This window comes from Candidatus Merdisoma sp. JLR.KK006 (assembly GCF_036941035.1).
Taxonomy (GTDB): Bacteria; Bacillota; Clostridia; order Lachnospirales; family Lachnospiraceae; genus Laedolimicola.
Genome location: NZ_JAYMNS010000004.1, coordinates 180,259 through 200,571, shown reverse-complemented (window position 1 = coordinate 200,571; position 20,313 = coordinate 180,259). Strand labels below are relative to the sequence as shown.

Below are 20,313 nucleotides of genomic sequence, written 5' to 3'. Positions count from 1 at the left end.
TACCTTGCTTTACAGAATCACATCCACAATCTGAACCTCAGATGCCCGGTATGCATCGCCCTCATAGCTTCCTTTGAGATTTACCTGCATGCCCTTTTCCAGCTTTTCGAAAGAGCTTTCCGAATCCTCATAGCTGGCTCCACCGTCCCGGATGGTCCGTTTATAAATGCGGGTATTTTCATCGCAGAGCACTGTGAGCGTATCTAATTCCGTTCCGGCCTCATCTTCAACACCTTCTGCCGGGGAAGCCAGAATCTCGCTTCCATCCTCCCCTGTCTCTTGGTAGAACTCTTTGATGGTAAACTGTCCGTCGCCTAATGTTGTGATTTCTCCGATAGGTCCTTCATTTTTCTGCGCATTTGCATTTTCAACTTTTTTATCCGCGTCTTCTCCCTGATTCGGAGCATTTTCCGTGGGTGACTGAGATGTTTCCGGTGACTCCTTTTCTTCCGGCTCCAAAGCATCCGGCTGTCCTTCTTCCTGAACAGGCGTTTCGTCCTTTGGGTCATCACTTCCTCCGCACCCTAAGAGCGCTAAGCTCATTATGCCTGCAAGGGCAAACATTCTCATTTGTTTCCATAGATTCTTTTTCATAGGTTTCTCCTCGTCTTTCTTTTGTATTGTGATTGTATGATAACAAGGGAGTCTCTATTTTTTCTCTAAAATTTTCAAGAAAAATATTTCCGTGATATCGGAGTAATTATAAATTCACCTGATTATGTTGGCGTGAATCCAAAGGATTCCTCCATTCTTTTTGTAAAGTTGTATGAAGTAAATAGAGAATATGTTCGGACAGCAGTCCGAATTAATTCTGGCAATCGATGCTATGCCAAAACATTGCATTTATTAAGCACTTGTAATGCTGAGAGATACCTTGAAAAGGGCACTTTAAAAAAACTTGATATAAATTCTGATTAATGTATAATAAAATTATAAATGCATAGAATGTTACTGAATGGAATCTGAGGACGGAACAGGCGGCCGTCGCCCATGGTTAGGAGATGTGGATTGTCACCCACCTATTTCATTCAACTACATTAGGCAGGCAACAATTTTTGTTACCTGCCTTTTTGATAAATTCTAATGCAAAATTTTGTTCGCTTTCCGGTAAAATTTCCATAAGATCAACAGCCTCTTTTGTCAACGCACTCATAAGTCCACTCCTTCCTATTACATTATTTATAGATATCTCCTCGCTTTGCTTTTGTTATTTTTTGATAATTATCATCATATCGCTCTAAATGTATAACTTTTTATTTCATTAAAATCATACCATGTCATGAAAAATATCTTCAGAAAATTTCATAGAAATTAGAGATATATTTAATAACGAATTGAGCATTTTAAAATTTATATGCCAGAATCAGCTCCGGAGAACTAAAGTCCGGCTTACTCCCATGCTTCCCACCGAACGTGCATTGGCGGAAAGCATGGGAGTAAGCCGGACCGTGATCCGGGAAGCCATTCGCATTATGGTTGATAACAACGTGTTAGAGCTGCAGGATGGCTTAAGTTATGTGCGGCAGCTTTCTTTTGATGAAATTGTAAATAATATTTCAAAGACCGTGAATCCAGATGAAATTTCCATGATTGAGATTATGGAAGTCCGATCTGTTCTGGAAAATTATATTGTCAAAAAGGCTGTGGAGCATATTACAGAGGAACAAATCAACGAACTTCAGGACGGAATTGATAAGATGGCAACGTTGATGGCCGAGGGCGGCAATGGCTCCACTCTGGAAAGCGCTTTCCACAGAGGTCTTGCTGAAGCCACGGACAACAGTGCGTTAAAAAGTATCTATGTGCTCTGTGAGGATCTGCTTAACAGCACCCTCCATAAGACATGGAGGGTGGCCAAAAAAATCGGCAGACCGAACACTGCTGTTAAAGATCACCAAGCAATTCTAGACGCTGTCCGCTCCCGAAACAAAGAGCAGGCCGAAACGCTGATGCAGGCGCATATGGATTATGCATGCGAAAATCTAAAGCGGCTTTACGAATCAGAAAGCGAAACACCCGCCACAAAATAATCCCCACTCTTCTTTACTCTTGCGGGACTCTCAGGATCAGTTTTAAGCCCTGTTTTTCACGAAACATCTGAAATGCCTTTTCCCACTCTTTCAGAGGAAAATGATGAGAAGCCAACGGCTCAAGCTTAACAAGCCCCTGCTGTATCAGCCTGATTCCCTTCTCCCAGTTCAAATAGCGTGAGGCCATAGAGCCACTATAATGCAGCTCTTTATAGCAAATTGTTTCAATATCAAAGGTAATCGGCTTTCCTGTCAAACCAATCTGGCAGAACCATCCTCGCTTCTTTATCATTTCAAGCCCGGAGCGAATTCCCGCCTCCGAACCCGAACACTCTAAAACCACATCTACACCGTATCCATCCGTAAGCTCATCCACCAACTTTTTCAATTCCTCTGTCTGTACATTAATCGTGTAGTCAAGCCCCAGTGATTTTGCTGTCTGCAGACGCTTTTCATCCACATTTGTTCCTGCTGCAATAACCTTCGCACCCTCTGCCTCTACAGCCATCAATATATAGTGTTCCTATTTTTTTCCGGATTTGGACCCCTCCAATTTTCATATGCATACACTCTATCAACATTTGCCATCCTTTATTTGCTCCTCTTCGCTCTCGCCCTTGTAGGAATATTCAGTTCTTGAAGTTTTTTTCCAAATTCATCATCCCTGGCAATCTGTTCAAAATCTTTGTCCATTCCGCCTAAAGCATGCAGCACTGCTGCATAGGTTCCAATTGCCACAGTTGGTGTTCCTTTTTCTACAGCCCACAAGGTAGCTCGACTGATGCCGGCCCTTTCCGCAACCAATTCCATAGAAAGATTGCGGCGCAGCCGAGCCATCTTAATCTGTTCCCCCATAGTTCCTAAAGTCTTTTGTGTTTTAGGCATGATTGGTGCTGATTTTTTACTCATGTTTTTACTCCTTATGTTTAATATAATAAACAAAAAGCAGTATATTGTCAATTATATTAAACATAAAAACATTATATGCATTATATCTGAATTTATTCAAATCATTTCGTTTAATAATATCCAAAAGCTTAAGTCACTGTCCGCTTGCATCTGGCAGAAAAATTATAGCAAACCCACATGCATCTCATTGCCGAACTACCATAAACCAAAGCCGGAAATGGCGCATGGGCATCCCTGAACTTCCTTTTCCGCTATGCGGAAAAGGATCTTTTATGATAAAATGGAACAAGCAAGGAGGAGATTTTTATGGATAATATTCAGGTCACTGACTGGTATCATTCTTTCTTAAAACAGCAGGTAAAGCCGGGCGATCTCTGCATGGATGCCACTATGGGAAATGGCAATGATACCCTGCTGCTCTGCCAATTGGCAGGTCCGTTGGGGCATTGTATTGCCTTTGATATCCAAGAGGAAGCACTCTTGCACACAAAAGCCCTTTTGGAAGCCAACAGTGTCCCGGGCTCTTCCTACACTTTGCTTCTTAAAAGCCACGAACACCTCAGCACCTATGCCAAGCCGGAAAGTGTAAGCTGTATTGTTTTCAATCTGGGCTATCTGCCCTCCGGGGATCATATGCTTGCCACAAGGTCTGATTCCACCTTAACTGCGATCGAACAAGGTCTTTCTCTTCTGAAAAAAGGCGGGATAATGACTATCTGCATCTACAGCGGCGGTGACAGCGGTTTTGAGGAACGGGATGCCGTACTAAATTATCTCAAGGGGCTAAGTCCAAAACAATTTCTTGTAATTGTTTCCCAATATTATAACCGGCCCAAAAATCCGCCGATCCCTGTGCTGGTAATCCGGCTTTAAATTTAGAGAAATCTTAAAGATTTATATGCTAAATTTAGCTATAATATGGATATACCATATAGTAAACCTTACTCGGGAGTCCTTATGCGAATTTTATTAGTAGAAGATGACAAAAAGCTAAACGAATCCCTGGCCTTTCAGTTAAAGAAAGAGGGATTTCTTGTTGACACCTGCCAGGACGGAGAGGAAGCTCTCTATTATATTGAAGAAAATATCCCTGATTTGATTCTGTTGGACCGAATGCTCCCCTTTATCAGCGGCACGGAAATCCTTGAGCGAATGCGCCAGGCCCATAACGAAACGCCTGTGATTCTTATTACCGCTCTCGGTTCCCTGGATGACAAGGTAACAGGGCTGGATTCCGGTGCGGACGATTATCTGGTGAAGCCCTTTGCATTTGAGGAATTGATGGCTCGAATCCGCTGTATCACCCGCCGTCCACGGCGCATGACACAGGATGATCAGCTTACCTTGGGGGATTTAACCTATTGCCTGGGAGAAAATACGCTTGCAGGTCCGGAAGGCTCCTGCAGTATGTCCAAAAGAGAAGGGGCCCTTTTGGAAGCCTTTCTGCGCAATTCCGGTCAGACACTTTCCCGATCACTTTTGCTCACTCGGGTCTGGGGCATAGACAGCGATGTGGAGGAAGGCAATCTGGATAATTATATTCATTTTCTCAGGCGGCGGCTGAAAGCTGTTGGAAGCTCTGTCCACCTGCGAACCGTCCGAGGTATCGGATACCGAATAGAGGCTTAAAGGAGCGCTTATGTTTCGCAAAGTACATCTCCGCCTGGCTGCTCTTTGCGCCGGCATTACATTTTTTATTTTAGCTGTTATGTCCTGGGGCTACCTCTATATCTCAGAAAAAAGCTTAAAAAGCAGCAGCTTTACTGCTTTCCAAAATGAAATGGAGGATATTGCAGACACCCTTATGGTAAGCAGTATCCTTACCTGGGATCAGCTTTCCAGGATTGAGAATCAGGGGACCTATTCCATCCAAGTCCTGGATAACGGCACTCCGCTTCTCTTTAACCGAAAGCCTTCTCCCGAACAGACAGTGCTTTTTGAAATGGCCTGGAATTATTATCAGGAGCATTTTCAGATTCTGTCTTTGGAGCCTGGCCCTTTCTCCTGCACGGAGTTTGACTTTTCCTCTAAGGGGCTTGGCTCCTCTGACTACTATGGATGCGCTATTATCACAGAGCGAAATGGCGGAAGCCTGGAAATTATGATTTTGATGCCTCTTACCGCACTGCAGCAGCAAATCCATACACAGAGGCTTTTGTTTGCCCTTCTGACCGCACTGACGGCTGCCGCTCTTTTTCTCTTCTCCTGGCATTTTACCAAGCGGCTTCTTCGCCCTCTGGAAGAGAACCAGCAAAGGCAGACCCAATTTATTGCTGCGGCTTCCCATGAGCTTCGTACGCCTCTGGCCGTGATTCTCTCCTGTACATCCGCTTCCCGATACGGAAATGAGGAAGAGCGGGCGCATTTTCTGGATTCTATTCAGTCTGAGGGTTCTCGTATGTCCGGGCTCATTGAGGATATGCTTCTTTTAACTCATATGGAAAATCATACCTGGACTATAGAAAAGCGTCCTACGGAGCTGGATACTCTTTTATTGGAGACCTTTGAGGCCTTTGAGCCTGTAGCTGCGGAAAAGTCCATCCGTCTTTTCATTGAGCTTCCGGAACATTCCCTTCCTCCCTGTTCCTGTGATCCGGAACGAATCCGGCAGGTGCTTTCCATTCTGCTTCACAACGGGATCAGTTATACGCCAAGCAACGGACAGATCCATCTGTCCCTTACTTTTGATGCCAGGGGGTACCGCATGCAGGTAGCGGATAATGGGATTGGGATTCCGGATTCGGAAAAAGCACATATCTTTGACCGGTTTTATCGTGCGGATCAGGCCCGCAGCAAAAAAGGACACTTTGGGCTGGGATTGTCTATTGCTTCGGAAATTATAAAGGCCCACCAGGGGAAAATCCTGGTGGGCGATACGCCTGGGGGAGGGAGTACGTTTACGATTGTCCTTTAAATCCCGCTCGCAGTCCCCCTACTTATGATATTCTTCAATGACGCATTCATGCTTCTTTGTCTTTTTATCATAGTTAATACCCACTAGCAAGAGCTTCCCCACATAATCTTCCAAAGCTTTTCCATATTTTCGTTCTTTTATCTGTTCAATGGCACCCTTTTTTGATTTATCCCATTTCAATTCTATGAGCAGGGCAGGTTTATCAAGGTGATTTTTCCTTGGCAGATACACAATGTCTGCATATCCCTCACCTGTTGGAAGTTCCCGAATCTCTGTGTAATAAATACGAGCACTGTAATAAGCCAGCGACATAACACAGGAAAGAGAATTTTCATCGTTGTAGGTTAGAATAGAGGTTTCCATGTGCATCTGCTCCAACGCCGCTGCCACCAGATCCTCTCTTTTATTCCAGGTGTTTCTCAGCAATTGTTCCGACTCATCCACCGCTTTCACGACTGTATCCCAGCCTGCTCCCTGAAGCGCTGTTTTAAACTCTCCGGAAATCTCATAATTGGGGATAAATACCTCCTGACTGGCAAAATCATATGCAAGATAACCCAAATGGATCAAAAGCGTCAGCACGTCATCCTTACTGTGAAAGGTTGTCATATCATTGTGAAAAGTTGCGGTATTTACCCGAACCCTACCGGCGGAAAGCAGGCTATTCACCAGTTCATAGAAAATCAGAGCAGTATGCGCCTGCATTTCTGTGAAAGCAATTGTAAAGAAAAAACAAATAGTAAATCAAAGGGATTTTAAAAGAATTATAGGAAGATACGAGGATTCCTTTTTGTTTCAAACGCCTACCAAACTGCAAAGCCATATCAGAAACAGTAAGGAAAAAAGCTTCCTTTCAAAGATTGCAAGCTTTGTAATAGGTGGAGAGGTATTTCCAAAGAAGTTATATGAAGAAATAAAGAATCATTGCCCCCAGAATAAAGTTTACAATATTTATGGACCGACAGAAACAACAGTTTGCTCAATAGTCAATGAATTGAAAGATGGCATTGACATCACCATCGGCCGTCCCATTGCCAACACGCAGCTCTACATTCTGGAGCCAGACAGGAGATCTGGGGCGGTGGCGGGCAGACGGAGAGATTGAATATCTGGAGCGGATCGATACCCAGGTAAAGCTCCGGGGACTGCGTATTGAACTCAGCGAGATCGAGAGTGCTATGGCTGCTTTTCCGGGAATTCGGCTTGTGGCAGTCACAGACGGGCGAGAGGAAAACGGCCGCCAGTATCTGACTGGTTATTACACGGCAGAAAAGGTGATCGAGGAAAAAGAGCTGCGAAGCCATCTGGCAGCCCGTCTTCCCAGATACATGGTGCCCAATTATTTTGTACATTTGACAGACATGCCCATGACCCCCAGCGGAAAGACAGATCGGAAGAATCTTCCAAAGCCGGATCTCACTGCACAGGAGAGGGAGTATATCGCCCCAAGGACAAAGCCGAGCAAAAGCTTTGCAGCCTTTTGGAAGAGATTCTTTCTCTTGAGCTGGCGGAGATCGGGGATGATTTTTTGAGCTTGGAGGGGACAGTCTGACAGCAATGGAATATATGGCATTGGCCCACAGCATAGGGGATTGACTTCGCCCTGCAGGAGGTGTTTGATTTTCCCACAGTGCAAACCCTGTGTGAAGTCTTGGAAACGGGGAAGAGGCCGGGGATCCAATATAGTGCTACTGATTTTGAAGCCTATGAAGAACTGTTTGCAAGAAATCAGATAGATGCAAAGTGGATGCCGGAAAAGAAAACCCTTAATGCCCCTGTACTCCGAATTTTCCCCTGTAGATTTGACTGCCGAGGGAATCGTGCGGATTGCACAGTATGCAGACAGGCAGACCGTATTACATCTTTACAGCAATCGTCCCGTTTATTTTAACCGATTTCTTGAAATTGTACATGCACTTGGGATTTCCATGAAAGTGGTTGAGGAAGCCGAATTCAGCAAAGCATTAAACCAGACGATTTTAGATCCTGACAGAGAATATATTTATGAGGCGTTTCAGAATGATCTGGATGAGAAATGAGAACGGACATCTTCTGTATGACAGCCGGATACATATTGTGAATGGTTTTACGGTATGGTTTTTAAAGCAGATTGGCTTTGAATGGAATGAGACTGATATGGAATACCTTACGGGTTATATTAATTATTTCCGCAGCCTTGGATATTTTAAAGTATAAAAATCAGTTAAAAAGCTACTTTTAACATCTGTCCGGACTGGCTATAAAATGTTTAGGCCGATCCGGGCAGATTCCTGACCGTAGATTGTTTAATTTCACAACAGAAAAGAACAAATATCGATTTCTAGTATTTTACTTTCCAAAACCGTGTATTTTTATTTCTTTTGAAATATATAACACTTTCTTTTTATTTACAAACACTGCATTTCATGATAAACTATCAGCAGCTATTCAATATTACAGAACTTTAAATAGGAGATTCTTATGCCGACTATTGACAATACATTAAAAGGTCTTATTTTTAACATCCAAAAGTTCAGCATCAACGACGGTCCCGGTATTCGCTCCACTGTATTCTTTGCCGGATGCCCCTTAAGCTGCCGATGGTGTTCCAATCCGGAGTCCCAGAACCGCAACCGGGAAGCGGCCCTTGCCTCCGGCGATCCCAAGCTGGCCGGAAAGGAGTGGACGGTAGATCAGGTGATTGCGGAGGTAGAAAAAGATCGCTGTTTCTATGAAGAATCCGGGGGCGGCATCACGCTTTCCGGCGGTGAGGTTCTTCAGCAGCACGCCTTTGCCAATGCACTTTTAAAAGAAGCCCATAAGCACTCTCTCCACTGTGCGGCGGAGACAACGGGCTTTGCTTCACATGAGGTATTTTCGGAATTTATTCAGAATATTGATCTGCTGCTTTTTGATATGAAGCATTGGGATCGGGAAATGCACCATGAGAAAACAGGAGTGTATAATGATATTATTTTAGAAAATATGCGTTATGCCCTGGAGCAAAAGATTCCGGTTATTGCACGGATTCCCGTCATTCCCGGCTTTAACGCCAACAAAAAAGCCGCCACAGGAATGGCTGCTCTTCTAAAGGATATGGGAATAACGGAGGTTCATCTGCTTCCTTTCCATCAGTTTGGGGAAAAAAAATACGAACAGTTGGGCATCCCCTATGAAATGTCCGGCATGAATCAGCTTCATCCGGAGAATCTGCAAGCCTATCTGGATATCTTTTTAAAGGATGGGCTAGAAGCTTCTTTTCGATAAATTTTATTATTACAGTCTTGTACCAGAAGGAATATTTATACCACAGGCAATTGGAGAAACTGTTTTTGACCTATTGTATCTGCCCGTAGTCCTGTTCAGCAGCATCGTTCCCATCGTGGGAGTTCTTACGATTCCGAAAACAACGGCCTATGTGTGGATCATCCTCATAGGCTGGCAGCTTTACAGGGAATCTCAGAAGCAAATTTGAAATGTATAAAAGGAGAAAACAGATATGATCAAACGCTACGCAGACTTATCTTTGGCTTATGCAATTGTTGCTATGATTTTTGGAGTATTTTACAGAGAATTTACAAAATTCAGCGGTTTTTCCGGGCGGACAAGTCTGTCCTTTCTGCACACTCATTACTTTATACTGGGAATGTTCTTTTTTCTGATACTTATGCTGATCGAAAAAGCTTTTCATTTTTCCGGTCAGCAGATGAACAGAGTTTTGATCGCCTATCAGCTCGGCCTGAATATTACCGGACTTGGCTTTCTTATGCGTGGCCTGACACAAGTATGGGGAACCGAGCTGAGCAAGGGTCTTGATGCTTCTATCTCCGGCATTGCGGGAATCGGCCATATTTTCATGGGCGTCTGCATTATTCTTATCCTGTCCAAAATCAGGAAATATGCGGCATAGGCACGTTACACGTGCCCATGCCGGCAGATAGTTAACACTCTATAAGCTCTGCTCCGTTCTCTCAATAATATCATCCTGTGTCTTTCTGGAGAGTACATTAAAGAAAGCACTGTATCCCGCCACGCGGACAATCAGATCCCTGTGCTTCTCCGGATGTTCCTGGGCATCCAGAAGCGTCTCCCTGGATACAATGTTGTACTGCACATGATATCCATGCAGCCTGTTGAAAAAGGCCCGGAGCAGCATCTCCAGCTTTTGCTTATTTTCCTCCTTGGACAGCATCTGGGGCGTCATCTTCTGATTCAGAAGAACGCCGCCGGTGATCTTTTCCGTCCGAAGCTTGGAGATGGACTTAAACACGCCGGTGGGGCCATTCTTATCTGCGTTGTGAGCAGGGCTGCAGCCTTCCGCCAGAGGTTCATATGCATTTCTTCCGTCCGGTGTGGCCATGGTTCCCATTCCCTGGCCTACGTTGGCACTGATGGACGAGGTTCCCGCATACCGGATTCCGCCGATGGGCCCTCTCTTATAACGGGTGCTGGGATATTTCTCAATCTCATCCAGATAGGTATCGTATGCTTCTACTACCAAAAGGTCTGCCGCATCATCATCGTTTCCGTACTTGGGTGCGTCATTGATCAGCATCTGCTGAATCTTCTTGTTTTCCGGGGACTGGAAATCATCAAGAATCGCATCCCAAAGCTGTTCTTTTGTAATCTTCTTTTCCTCATAGACAAGCTTTTTAATCGCCGCCAGAGAATCTGCCATATTGGCAATGCCCACCTGAAGACCGGAGATAAAGTCATAAACCGCACCGCCCTCTTTGATGGTTTTTCCCCGTCCAATACAATCATCCGTCAGGGCAGAGCAAAGGATATCCGGAACATCTCTCTCGGATGCCTTGTCAATGGCATTTTCCACAATTACGCTGTAGCGGGTCATCTCCCGAAGAGATTTATCCCATGCACTCATTAATTCTTCATAGGTTGCCATGTCTTTGAAGTATCCATATCCCTTTACAAATCGCTTTCCGCTTGTGAGATCCACGCCGTTGTTCATGACGCACAGAAGCAGTCTGGGGAAGTTGATGTAGGACATACCCGTACAACGGTAGCCCCATTTTCCGGGAACTGCCGTTTCCACGCAGCCAATCGCACTGTAATTATAAGCGTCCTCTTCTTTTACCCCCCAACCCATAAAGGATGGAATGATAACTTCATCATTATTCAGAGCCGGCATGCCGAATCCCAGCTTCATTACCTCTATACACTCATCAAAGAAATGCTTATCAAGATTTGCATGGTAACGAACTGTCAGATTGGGCTGCGTCAGCCTTGTCTGTGCCACAGACTGGAGAACCAGGAAACTCAGTTCATTCACGGCATCCTTTTTATCCGCAGTCTGTCCGCCGATGGTAACATTCTGGTACATAGGTGAGCCTGCGGAGCTCAAGGTATGAGCCTGAGAACGCACCTTATTGATGGTCAGTGTCTTAATCCACAGACAGGTCAGAAGCTCAAGGGCTTCCTCTTTGGTTATTTTGCCTTCTTTCAAATCATTGATATAATAGGGGTACATATACTGGTCAAACCGGCCATAGCTCAGGGAGTGGCCGTTGGACTCAATCTGCAGAATCAGTTGGATAAACCATACCGACTGCACTGCTTCACGGAAAGAGGCCGCCGGTTCATAGGGAACCTTTGCACAAATCTCACTCATTTCAAGAAGCTCTTTTTTTCTGTCGGCATCCGTTTCTTTCCCGGCCAATTCTTTTGCCAGCACACTGTATCGCTGTGCAAATGCACGAACTGCCTCAATAACAATGAGAACCGCATTATAAAATACATTCTTATCAATGCTGTCCGGATCCGTAAGCTCAAGGGCCGCCCTGCATTCTCTGGTTCTCTTTTCGTATCCCTTTAAGCCATCTGCCAAAAGTCGTTCATAGTTAACTGCCAGATGTGCATCCCCTGCATTTAATTTGCCCTCCATTCCGAATACGCCCGTCTCCATAAATACACTGACCTCATCCGGAAGAAGTGCCTCCCCTCTTGCCCGCAGGTTGTTGTTTTCCCAAAATGGGGCAATCTCACGAATCTGCTGCTTTGTCTCCTCCGTAATATAGAAGACATCGCCGTCCCGTTTTTCAAACAGGTCCAGTTCGTTTAAGACAAATTCCAGGGTGTATTCCGGAAAGACAGGGGCATTCCTGTTCTTTGTTGCCTGATTGCCGGCAAGCAAAGATTTATCCTCAATATAGATACTCATCTTTTCCAAAATGTTTTTCAGCATGAGAGCTCTTACCATAACCCGGGGCTGATTTAAGTTCTCTTTGTAAACCTCCGTTGCCCAAATAGCCCGCTCAGCATCTACATAAGGCTTCTCATCCAAAACCTCTTCACGGAAAGCTTTCATTCGTTCTGTTAAAGCACCAAAATGATCCCTATTTTCCATATTGCCCTCCAATAACGTTTCGTTCGTAATTAATTTATTTTCGTTTGCAAGAATATGCTATCATCTTTTTGGCTGTTTGTCAATGGAATTTTGATTTCCTCTTTTATTCGAAACACATTTTCTTTCATTAGAAAAAGATATTGTAGGATTATTTAAGAACATGCTATAATGGATGAGGAAGCTTATGCTTCCGAATTCGCACTGCGGACTAAAGCTAATAAGCGCACCCATAAGCAGTGCCAATATGGAAGTTGAAAAAGAAAGGATTCCCTATGAAAGAACGTCATCTTAAAATATTAGATATGGTCAATGAAAAAGACAGAATCAGCGTACAGGATCTGGCTGTCAGGCTGGGGCTCTCCGTTGTTACCATTCGAAAGGATCTGGAGGAATTGGAGTCCGAAGGGCTTCTGCGCCGCCAGCACGGATATGCCGCCAAAGCTTCCCCGGATGCCATCAATTCCCGTATGTCCTTCCGCTATCTGGAAAAAAAGAAAATTGCGCAAAAAGCCGTTTCTCTGGTGGAGCCTATGGAAACCATTATGATAGAATCCGGCTCTACCTGCGCTCTCTTTGCGGCAGAACTGGCGGCAGTCAACGATGTGACGATCATTACCAATTCCACCTATATCGCCCGCTCTTTGGGAACTGCTCCAGGAGCAAAGGTGATTCTGCTGGGCGGCGATTACGACACCGTAGCCGAGGTCACCACCGGCCCGGTCACCGAGCTTTGCGCCCGTGAATACTATGTAGACAAAATCTTTGTGGGCATTGACGGCTACACGGAAGAAAACGGATTCACCAATATCAACCATACCCGCTGCAGTACGGTTCGTGCCCTGTCAAAGCAGGCGGACAAGGTCATTGTCCTGACTACCTCCGATAAGTTCGGGAAACGCAGCGTAGCAAAAATGTTCTCCTCCAAAGAAGTGCATACCGTAGTGACCGATTCCCAGCTTTCTCCTGAATATGCCGACATTCTGCGCTCACAAAATATACGGGTAGAGCTTACCGAGATTTAATTAATTCATACAAAAATCTCTCTGCCAATATCATCCAAATATTGACAAAGAGATTTTTTGTTTCATTATAGTTTTACTCTCACCGCAGAAGCTCCGCTGCTCCAATAATCCCAAAATCCTTCTTTAACTCCGCAAACCGGAATTCCACCGGCATCTTAATATGGTCGTACCGATCAAACTCTTCTCTTACCCTGCCGAACAAGATATCTCCGAAATTGGTAAGCCCGCCTCCAAACACAAACACATTAATATTCAGCAGCTGATAGACATTGTACACACAGACCGCCAAATGATGCGCCATATGCTCAATCTCTTCCCTTGCCAGCTCATCCCCGGCCTCATAAGCTTTCAAAAGCGCCTCGCCATTTAATTCCTCCGCCTGGGATAAAAGGCTTTCTTTTCCCTTCAGCATACGAATTGCCAGGCGCTTCGGCAGATTTCGCCCGCTGATCTGAGACATAAAGCAACCATAATTCCCGCAGCCGCACATGATCCCCGCATCCGGAGTATCCAGCATATGTCCGCTCTCTCCGGCCCATCCATAGCTTCCCCGAAACACGTCCCGGTTAATAATAATGCCGCTTCCGATTCCTGTGCTGACCGCCATATATACCATGTCTTTGCAGTCCCGTCCCGCTCCCCGCCTATGCTCTGCCAAAGCCGCTACGTTACTGTCATTGTCCAGGATAACCTTTACGCCGAGTCTTTCCTCCATGTAATCTCTCATTCCGAAATCCTGAATGTTAACCATGGCGGATGTCATATGAATATAACCTGTCTCAAATCGGATATAAGAAGGCATGCAGATGCCAATGCCGTACACTTCTTCCAAAGAAGCATGGTTTTTCTCCAATATCTCCTTTATGGTAGCAATAACCCGATCAGAAAATGCCGGCCCGTCCGCCTCAATATCCGTAGGATGCTGGTAACGATCCAGGAGCTCCCCTGCCCGGTCGAAGAGACCGTAAGCAACCTTTGTTCCTCCTGCGTCAATTCCAAATATGTATTTTTTCTCCATCTTCAATCCTCATGCCATATTATATATTTTCCCAGGATGCCTTACTTTCCCTCAGGGTACTCATTGCACAGCAGGCGGTATGGCGGCTCATCCTCCTCAATGGTAGGAAAGCGGCCAATGGATTCATAAAACCGGTTATCACTGTTATCGTCATTGCACATGGACACTTCTCCAATCAATGCATAACCCGTACCCGGTTCTACAGAAAAATCATGATAGGTGTAGGGATAAAGAGTCAGGGACTCTCCCGGCTTTAGAATAATCTCCGAGCCGGCCGGAACCATGTATTTGCGGCCATCCCGGAATACTGCCACATCCGTATCCGCAAGGCTTTCATTTTCTCCCACATTCCACAGATGGAACACTACATTTCCGCCGCCACGGTTGATAATATCCTCCATTTTCTTCCAATGAAAATGGTTTGGAGAAAGCTGGCCCTCACGAAGCATCATAATTTTCTCCGCATAGGTCTTTGTATATTCAGGGTTTCCTACATTGCCGTTTCGCAGGGTTATAAGCGTCAGGCCAACCTTATCAAAATCCCCCAAGCCATAGTCCGTTACGTCCCAGCCAAGCGCATTATCCTTTATCTCCTGATACTCTTCCCCCTTTTCTTTCCATTCATCGGGAGTAAAACCAAGGAAGGGCGGAAGGGCAAACTGATGCTTTTCAAGCAGACCCTCAAAGTCTTTAATTACAGCGTTGATTTCCGAACGTTTCATATAAACCTCCTATTCCGTTTTTATTCCAAGTTTCTCAATACCTCTTCTGTCCTCATTTATCCTGAACAATTTACAAAAATATGTTCCCGCAAATTGTCTGGAACCGTCAGAACCGGATATTGCTGTATTATTATACCAGTCCCAGGCACCCAAAGTAAATAGCGCCTACGGCTTGAGCAAACTGTGCCACCGTATAATCCGGGTGGGCATCCAGCTGCTTCATCAAAGCAGTATTGGCAAGCCCGCCGTCCGCCGCATACTGATTCAGATCCGGCACCCGGTTCTTTGCCCCTTCGCACATAAGCCGGAAGCATGCAGGAGTCTTGACCAGACGTCCGAATAAGGAACGCTCCTTTGCCTCCGGTTCAAGAATATAATCTGTTTCCTCCCAGGTAACTGCCAGATATTCACCCACCTGCCGGAAAATGTCCGCACATACCGGATGCTCTGCTTCTCCCGCCTTCTTCATAAAGAATTCCAGACAGGGCTTACGCATATCCTTTGGCTCCGTAGGCACAACCAGCTTATCATCCTTCCATACAAACAGCCCCAGATCCAAAGCCTCCTGATAAACTGCCGGTTCCTGTTCGGGCAGATATTTTGCAGCCAGACGGAACACTCCCGACTGACAGGTATACTTTTGCAGTGTACCGGCCAGACCTGTATTAAAGTTATTGATGCTTCTCACATCATTGGCATCATACTTTTTTTGTTCAAAGCTGCCCAAATCAATGATAAAGTTATAAACCTCTAAAGGAATCTCCGGAATCGAACCATCGGGAAGCACCCATCCGGTCCCCAGCTCCGTACCCAGGGTATGGGCGAAAAATCCGTTGGAGACATCCTCTCCTGCCACAGCCTGCTCCACAGCCGCCGTAAACGCTGCCATGGGTCCGTCATTGGTGTTCATAACCGCTCCGTCCTCGGTTACATATTTTTTCAACTCATCACACAGTACGGAAATTTTGGCAAACTGCTCTTCATAATCCAGGCTCTTGTTCTCTCTCATTCCACGAGTCTTAAATGTCTCTCCGCCTACGATCAGATTTTGAATCACCACATCGGGAAAGCTCAGACCAATGGCGTCAAAATTCCGAAGCGCTTCTCCGGCTTCCCGCTCCATTGCTTCAATTCCCTGCTCCATTGCTTCAAAGGATGCGTCTTTATCAAGAGCTGCCATGTCAATCCCGGCTTCTTTTCCCTCCCCATACAGGCTTGCGGCTCCACGCATCAGACGTGTGATCATCATTACCGGATCAAGAAGCTGCTCCGCTCTCTCAAAAGCCGCCGGGAACCAGTCAAATTCCTTATAAACAGCCAAATTACCGTTGACACCGGCCGCCAGCTTAATGTCCGTTCCCCCTATGTCGATTCCCAGAATCATTTTATCCTCTGCAGCCTTTGGCAGAGCCGCAAAGATCGGTTCGCCTTTTTCACTCTTCGTCTTTTCCTGAACAGCTCTTTCTTCTGATATATCCTTTTGCTCAAATCCAAATCGGTATTTGCCCTTTAAAAGAACGGCAAGCACTCTCTCATTCACGTTCAGACTCTTCCCATAGCCGGAACGCTCAGCTTTCCCAAGACCTGTCTGAAATACCTCATCCAGCCCATCTGCCAGCTTCTTCGTCTTCTCATCTTTCAATTCCAAATAAATCTCAATCTTTACCGCTCCCAGAGAGGAAAGAATATTATAGATCATAGCATGGACATAGGAAGCTATAAATGCTTCTTCCTCTAAAGATGTTGTTGTTGGAAGCTGAAGAGGAAAGCTCCGTACACTTCCGTCATAGAGAGCCACATGTAAATGAAAAGGCCGTGTCCCACTCTTCTGAAACGCATTTCGTACATCTGTTATGTAAACAGGGCGATCCTCCTTTGCCTGTTTCAAAAAATTCTCCAGCATTTGTTACTCCTTTATAATGTACAAGATACCCTCTTCCTTAAGTATCCCATAGAAGCGTTCCATTTCTTCCTCAGAAAATGCCTTTCCTTCCACCGGATACTTCTTTTCCATGGCCGCATATTTGCTGCGGCAAAGAGGATTAAAGTTCAACAGTTCATATTTTCCCTTCTCGTCAATACTCTTTATATAGCGAGCAATGCTGCGGATATTTTCTTCCGTAGCAGTATAGCCCGGAATCAGCGGCGTCCGGACAAGCACCTTTGCTCCCTGATCCACCAGAAACTCATAATTTTCCAGGATTCTCCTGTTATCCGCCCCCAAAATCTCTCTGTGCAAAGCCGGGTCCAGGTACTTAATATCTATAAGAAATTGATTTGTCACCGGCAGCATGGCCTGGATTGCCGCTTTGGGCGCAAGCAGACAGGTTTCAATGGCCGTATCCGCTCCCTGCTCCCTGCACAGTCTTAAAATCTCGGCAGCAAACTCCCATTGCATCAGCACCTCGCCGCCCGAAAGAGTGACGCCGCCGTCCTCCCCAAAAAAGACGGAATCACGAAGCAGCATTTCCGCCGCTTCCCTGGCAGTAACCTCAGCGCCCATTCGCTGCAGTGCCGAACCGGGACAGACATCCTCACAGGTTCCGCAAAGGGTGCATTTGCCATGTTCTACATGAATACGTTCCTTAAGGGTCAATGCCTGACCGGGACATGCCGCCACACAGGTTCCGCAGCTTAAGCAGTCATTAGGGCTGTACCAGAGGGCCGGATGAGAATCCATTCCCTCCGGATTCTGGCACCAGGGACAGTGCAGAGGACAGCCTTTCAAAAACAAAGTACTGCGCAGCCCGCCGCCGTCGTGGACGGCGAACCGCTTTAAATCAAATATTATCCCTTTCATACGGCTTCATAGGTCGTGCGTGCAATGATCTCTTCCTGCAGATCCGGAGCAAGCTCCGTGAAATACGCAGTGTAGCCGGCCACGCGCACCGTAAGGCTGCGGTATTCCTCCGGCTTTTTCTGCGCTGCCCGAAGATCCTTCTCGTTCAGTACATTAAACTGAATATGGCTGATTCCCAAGCGGCAGACTGCCCGAAGCAATTCCGTAAATTTATAGATTCCCGTATCTGTTTTAAAGAACTGAGGAAGAAACTTCATGTTCAGCAGCGTTCCATTGCTTGCCTTGCTAAACGGAAGCTTCGCTACGGACTGAAGGAGCGCCGTAGGCCCCTGGCTGTCCCGGCCATACATAGCCGATACCCCTCCGTCCGCCAGCGGATCCTTTGCATAACGTCCGTCCGCAGATGCGCCCACATTCTGTCCCATGGGTACATGAGCCGACACCGTATACAAACCCATCTGGTAGATGCCGCCACGGCCATTGCGGTATTTCTTCAATCCATCCGCAAAATAATTCACCCATTTAACACCGAGCTGATCTACCCAGTCCACATCATTTCCATACTTGGGCGCCTTATTAAGAAGCATAGCCCGAATCAGGGGCGCATCCTCATAATTGGTCTTTAGAGCATGGAGCAATTCTTCACGTTTCAGCTTCTTCTTTTCATATACCAGGCTCTTAATTGCTGCCAGAGAATCGGCCACGTTTGCTACCTGAATTGCCTGAACTCCTGCAAAGTTATAGTGAGCACCTCCCTGTGTCACGTCCTGCCCTTTGGCCAGGCAGTCATCAATCACAGAGGAAAGGAAAGGCGTGGGGAGAAGCTTCTCATGCATCTTCTCTACCTCACTGACACATTCCACCATTCTGTCCGAAAAATAATCTATCTGCTTTGCAAAGGCTGTCTCCAGCTCCTCGAATGTCTCATAAGTGGTTAAATCTCCCAGATCAAGCCCTGTCTTTTCTCCTGTGAGCATATCAACGCCATGGTTCAGGGTCAGTTCCAGAGCTTTCAGCAGATTAAACATTGCCGCATCGCTCCATGCCAGGGCGTTGCCGTGAGTTGTCAGCTCCACACAGCCTACAATGGCATAATTCATGGCATCCTCATGACTCACTCCATGGGATTCAAGGGCCGGAACAACGGCTTCATCATTAAACACCTGAGGCATGCCGCTTCCAAGGCCAATCACACGGCTGGCCGCTTCCAGAAGCTCCTGGGGTGAATCCTTATAAATCCGCAGAGATAAATTGGGCTGAGGCAGTAAAAGATGAGACTGCGCCTGCAAAAAGAGATAGCTCAATTCATTGGACGCATCACTGCCATCCTCATTCTGCCCTCCAATGGCTACATTAAAGCCAATGGGGAATCCGGCAAAATACTTTGCGCTGTTGGAATTGCGAAGATACACCAGTTGATTAAACTTTAGCCACAGACATTCTGTCAGCTCCAGCGCATCTTCCAATGTCATGCCCTGTCTCCGGCTATTCTCATAATAAGGATACAGGTATTGGTCCATACGTCCCGGCGAGAAAGAAGAAGCATTTCCCTCCATCTGTAAAATCACATACAGGAACCAGGTGGCCTGAACCGCCTCCTGATAGGTCTCTGCCGGAGCTGCGGCCAGCTTGCGGCAAACTGCTGCTACCTCCAAGAGATTTTCTTTTTTCGTTTCCTGATATTTTTTCTCCGCCAGAGCTGCGTACCGCTCCATAAAGGCGCTGGCGCCTTCCATGCTTATAATTACGCTTCGGTAAAAGTCCCTCTGCTTTTCATCTGCTGCCTGATTAAGATGTTCTTTTGCTTCCTCTCGGATACCGGCAGGACCAAGCTTCAGCCATTTCTTTGTATTGGGACAGATATGTCCCTGAGAGTGATCCTTCTGGTTGACCTTGACTACCTTTGCAATGGCATCTACCTGGGGGCCCACTGCCGCTCTGACCTGGTCCTCCAGAGAGCGCCCTTTCCAGTAGGGCATAATATCTCTTCGAAAGGCTTCAATGTCCTCCTTGCGCACCTGGAACTTATCTTGGGATCTGGTAGGCAGAGTCTCGAACTCCCGATCCACCCAGGACGCCCCTGTCTCCGGAAATACGACGCCTCCCCGGACACCTGATGTGCGGTTTCCTACAATCCTCTCTTCCGGCTCAATCCGAATCTCGATTCTCAAAAGGGCTGCTTTCAAAGCCTTTGCCCTTTGAATACAGCGAGGTTCCCCTTCTGTCTCCTGATAGCTTTCCGTAACAATACGTGCCTGCTCAATGCTGGCAAATCTGGGTTCCTCCAGCATCTCTTCCTTCAATCTGGCAATGCGCTCCGAGCAGGTCAATTTAGAAATCTGTTCTATCTGCATTGTATCCCCTCCATTTTAAGTTCCGCATCCTCTTGTACAGTACCCTCTATACAGAAGGATTTCCAGCCACAGATGCATGTGTCCGTAAATCCTTCTGGCACCGTACAAGATGATGCTGTTTGTTTTATAAGTTCCGCATCCTCTTGTACAGTACCCTCTATATAGAAGTATTTCCAGCCACAGATGCATGTGTCCGTAAAT

General features: G+C 46.1%; 22 protein-coding genes and 1 pseudogene. 12 read left to right on the top strand and 11 right to left on the bottom strand.

Annotated elements, in window-relative coordinates; genetic code table 11:
- Positions 1-9: 9 nt before the first annotated feature.
- Positions 10-594, bottom strand: a complete 585-nt coding sequence (locus tag VSQ61_RS05375) for a hypothetical protein (RefSeq protein WP_334343422.1) — start codon at positions 592-594, stop codon at positions 10-12.
- Positions 595-687: 93 nt separating this feature from the next.
- Between VSQ61_RS05375 and VSQ61_RS05370 the strand changes: the two are divergent.
- A pseudogene (locus VSQ61_RS05370) lies at positions 688-918 on the top strand (PBECR3 domain-containing polyvalent protein); the annotation flags it as partial.
- 106 nt (positions 919-1,024) lie between these two features.
- Here VSQ61_RS05370 and VSQ61_RS05365 read toward each other — a convergent pair.
- Entirely contained in the window at positions 1,025-1,153 is a 129-nt protein-coding gene (locus VSQ61_RS05365; RefSeq protein WP_334343421.1) for a hypothetical protein, read from the bottom strand.
- A gap of 181 nt (positions 1,154-1,334) precedes the next feature.
- On the opposite strand from VSQ61_RS05365, the gene VSQ61_RS05360 reads away from it, so the two are divergent.
- Positions 1,335-2,030 (top strand): FadR/GntR family transcriptional regulator, encoded by a 696-nt coding sequence (locus VSQ61_RS05360; RefSeq protein WP_334343420.1) that lies wholly within the window; start codon positions 1,335-1,337, stop codon positions 2,028-2,030.
- Between the two features lie 13 nt (positions 2,031-2,043).
- On the opposite strand, the gene VSQ61_RS05355 is transcribed toward VSQ61_RS05360, so the two are convergent.
- The gene (locus VSQ61_RS05355) at positions 2,044-2,538 is read right to left on the bottom strand and encodes a zinc-binding dehydrogenase (RefSeq protein ID WP_334343419.1); all 495 of its coding nucleotides are present in this window, start codon (positions 2,536-2,538) and stop codon (positions 2,044-2,046) included.
- Positions 2,539-2,621: 83 nt separating this feature from the next.
- Positions 2,622-2,939, bottom strand: coding sequence for a helix-turn-helix domain-containing protein (locus VSQ61_RS05350; RefSeq protein ID WP_334343417.1), 318 nt, complete (start codon positions 2,937-2,939; stop codon positions 2,622-2,624).
- Between the two features lie 306 nt (positions 2,940-3,245).
- Here VSQ61_RS05350 and mnmM point away from each other — a divergent pair, with 306 nt between their 5' ends.
- The 3 genes from mnmM (at position 3,246) to VSQ61_RS05335 (ending at position 5,853) form a co-directional block, all read left to right on the top strand.
- On the top strand, positions 3,246-3,812 hold the full coding sequence (gene mnmM / locus VSQ61_RS05345; RefSeq protein WP_334343416.1) for a tRNA 5-(aminomethyl)-2-thiouridylate-methyltransferase MnmM: 567 nt from the start codon (positions 3,246-3,248) through the stop codon (positions 3,810-3,812).
- An 84-nt stretch (positions 3,813-3,896) separates the two neighbouring features.
- Positions 3,897-4,568 carry a response regulator transcription factor gene (locus VSQ61_RS05340; RefSeq protein WP_334343415.1) on the top strand — a complete coding sequence of 224 codons (672 nt, stop codon included), beginning with the start codon at positions 3,897-3,899 and terminating at the stop codon, positions 4,566-4,568.
- 10 nt (positions 4,569-4,578) lie between these two features.
- The gene (locus tag VSQ61_RS05335) at positions 4,579-5,853 is read left to right on the top strand and encodes a sensor histidine kinase (protein ID WP_334343414.1); all 1,275 of its coding nucleotides are present in this window, start codon (positions 4,579-4,581) and stop codon (positions 5,851-5,853) included.
- An 18-nt stretch (positions 5,854-5,871) separates the two neighbouring features.
- Here VSQ61_RS05335 and VSQ61_RS05330 read toward each other — a convergent pair whose 3' ends face one another.
- Positions 5,872-6,558: a PD-(D/E)XK nuclease domain-containing protein gene (locus tag VSQ61_RS05330; RefSeq protein ID WP_334343413.1), complete on the bottom strand. Its 687-nt coding sequence runs from the start codon at positions 6,556-6,558 to the stop codon at positions 5,872-5,874.
- 4 nt (positions 6,559-6,562) lie between these two features.
- On the opposite strand from VSQ61_RS05330, the gene VSQ61_RS22820 reads away from it, so the two are divergent.
- The 6 genes from VSQ61_RS22820 to VSQ61_RS05305 all read left to right on the top strand — a co-directional run bounded on the left by VSQ61_RS22820 (position 6,563) and on the right by VSQ61_RS05305 (position 9,742).
- Positions 6,563-6,958 (top strand): AMP-binding protein, encoded by a 396-nt coding sequence (locus VSQ61_RS22820; RefSeq protein WP_350340132.1) that lies wholly within the window; start codon positions 6,563-6,565, stop codon positions 6,956-6,958.
- Positions 6,855-7,385, top strand: a complete 531-nt coding sequence (locus VSQ61_RS05325) for an AMP-binding enzyme (protein ID WP_334343412.1) — start codon at positions 6,855-6,857, stop codon at positions 7,383-7,385. The genes VSQ61_RS22820 and VSQ61_RS05325 overlap by 104 nt, the downstream gene beginning before the upstream one ends.
- Positions 7,386-7,622: 237 nt before the next feature.
- The gene (locus VSQ61_RS05320; RefSeq protein ID WP_334343411.1) at positions 7,623-7,892 is read left to right on the top strand and encodes a Rossmann-fold NAD(P)-binding domain-containing protein; all 270 of its coding nucleotides are present in this window, start codon (positions 7,623-7,625) and stop codon (positions 7,890-7,892) included.
- Positions 7,873-8,049 carry a hypothetical protein gene (locus tag VSQ61_RS05315; protein ID WP_334343410.1) on the top strand — a complete coding sequence of 59 codons (177 nt, stop codon included), beginning with the start codon at positions 7,873-7,875 and terminating at the stop codon, positions 8,047-8,049. The genes VSQ61_RS05320 and VSQ61_RS05315 overlap by 20 nt, the downstream gene beginning before the upstream one ends.
- Before the next feature lie 264 nt (positions 8,050-8,313).
- Positions 8,314-9,099 carry a glycyl-radical enzyme activating protein gene (locus VSQ61_RS05310; RefSeq protein ID WP_334343409.1) on the top strand — a complete coding sequence of 262 codons (786 nt, stop codon included), beginning with the start codon at positions 8,314-8,316 and terminating at the stop codon, positions 9,097-9,099.
- A 232-nt stretch (positions 9,100-9,331) separates the two neighbouring features.
- The gene (locus VSQ61_RS05305) at positions 9,332-9,742 is read left to right on the top strand and encodes a DUF2871 domain-containing protein (RefSeq protein ID WP_334343408.1); all 411 of its coding nucleotides are present in this window, start codon (positions 9,332-9,334) and stop codon (positions 9,740-9,742) included.
- A 39-nt stretch (positions 9,743-9,781) separates the two neighbouring features.
- Here VSQ61_RS05305 and VSQ61_RS05300 read toward each other — a convergent pair whose 3' ends face one another.
- Positions 9,782-12,196, bottom strand: coding sequence for a glycyl radical protein (locus tag VSQ61_RS05300; protein WP_334343407.1), 2,415 nt, complete (start codon positions 12,194-12,196; stop codon positions 9,782-9,784).
- A gap of 272 nt (positions 12,197-12,468) precedes the next feature.
- On the opposite strand from VSQ61_RS05300, the gene VSQ61_RS05295 reads away from it, so the two are divergent.
- Positions 12,469-13,218: a DeoR/GlpR family DNA-binding transcription regulator gene (locus VSQ61_RS05295; RefSeq protein ID WP_334343405.1), complete on the top strand. Its 750-nt coding sequence runs from the start codon at positions 12,469-12,471 to the stop codon at positions 13,216-13,218.
- A 79-nt stretch (positions 13,219-13,297) separates the two neighbouring features.
- Here VSQ61_RS05295 and VSQ61_RS05290 read toward each other — a convergent pair whose 3' ends face one another.
- The 5 genes from VSQ61_RS05290 to VSQ61_RS05270 form a co-directional block, all read right to left on the bottom strand.
- Positions 13,298-14,236 carry an ROK family protein gene (locus tag VSQ61_RS05290; protein WP_334343404.1) on the bottom strand — a complete coding sequence of 313 codons (939 nt, stop codon included), beginning with the start codon at positions 14,234-14,236 and terminating at the stop codon, positions 13,298-13,300.
- Between the two features lie 41 nt (positions 14,237-14,277).
- A complete protein-coding gene (locus tag VSQ61_RS05285) occupies positions 14,278-14,958 on the bottom strand; it encodes a D-lyxose/D-mannose family sugar isomerase (protein WP_334343403.1) in 681 nt (226 codons plus the stop codon).
- Between the two features lie 130 nt (positions 14,959-15,088).
- Positions 15,089-16,861, bottom strand: a complete 1,773-nt coding sequence (locus VSQ61_RS05280) for a hypothetical protein (protein ID WP_334343402.1) — start codon at positions 16,859-16,861, stop codon at positions 15,089-15,091.
- Between the two features lie 3 nt (positions 16,862-16,864).
- Entirely contained in the window at positions 16,865-17,758 is an 894-nt protein-coding gene (locus tag VSQ61_RS05275; RefSeq protein ID WP_334343401.1) for a glycyl-radical enzyme activating protein, read from the bottom strand.
- A complete protein-coding gene (locus tag VSQ61_RS05270) occupies positions 17,755-20,112 on the bottom strand; it encodes a glycyl radical protein (protein WP_334343400.1) in 2,358 nt (785 codons plus the stop codon). Before VSQ61_RS05270 ends, VSQ61_RS05275 begins: the two co-directional genes overlap by 4 nt.
- Positions 20,113-20,313 lie beyond the last annotated feature (201 nt).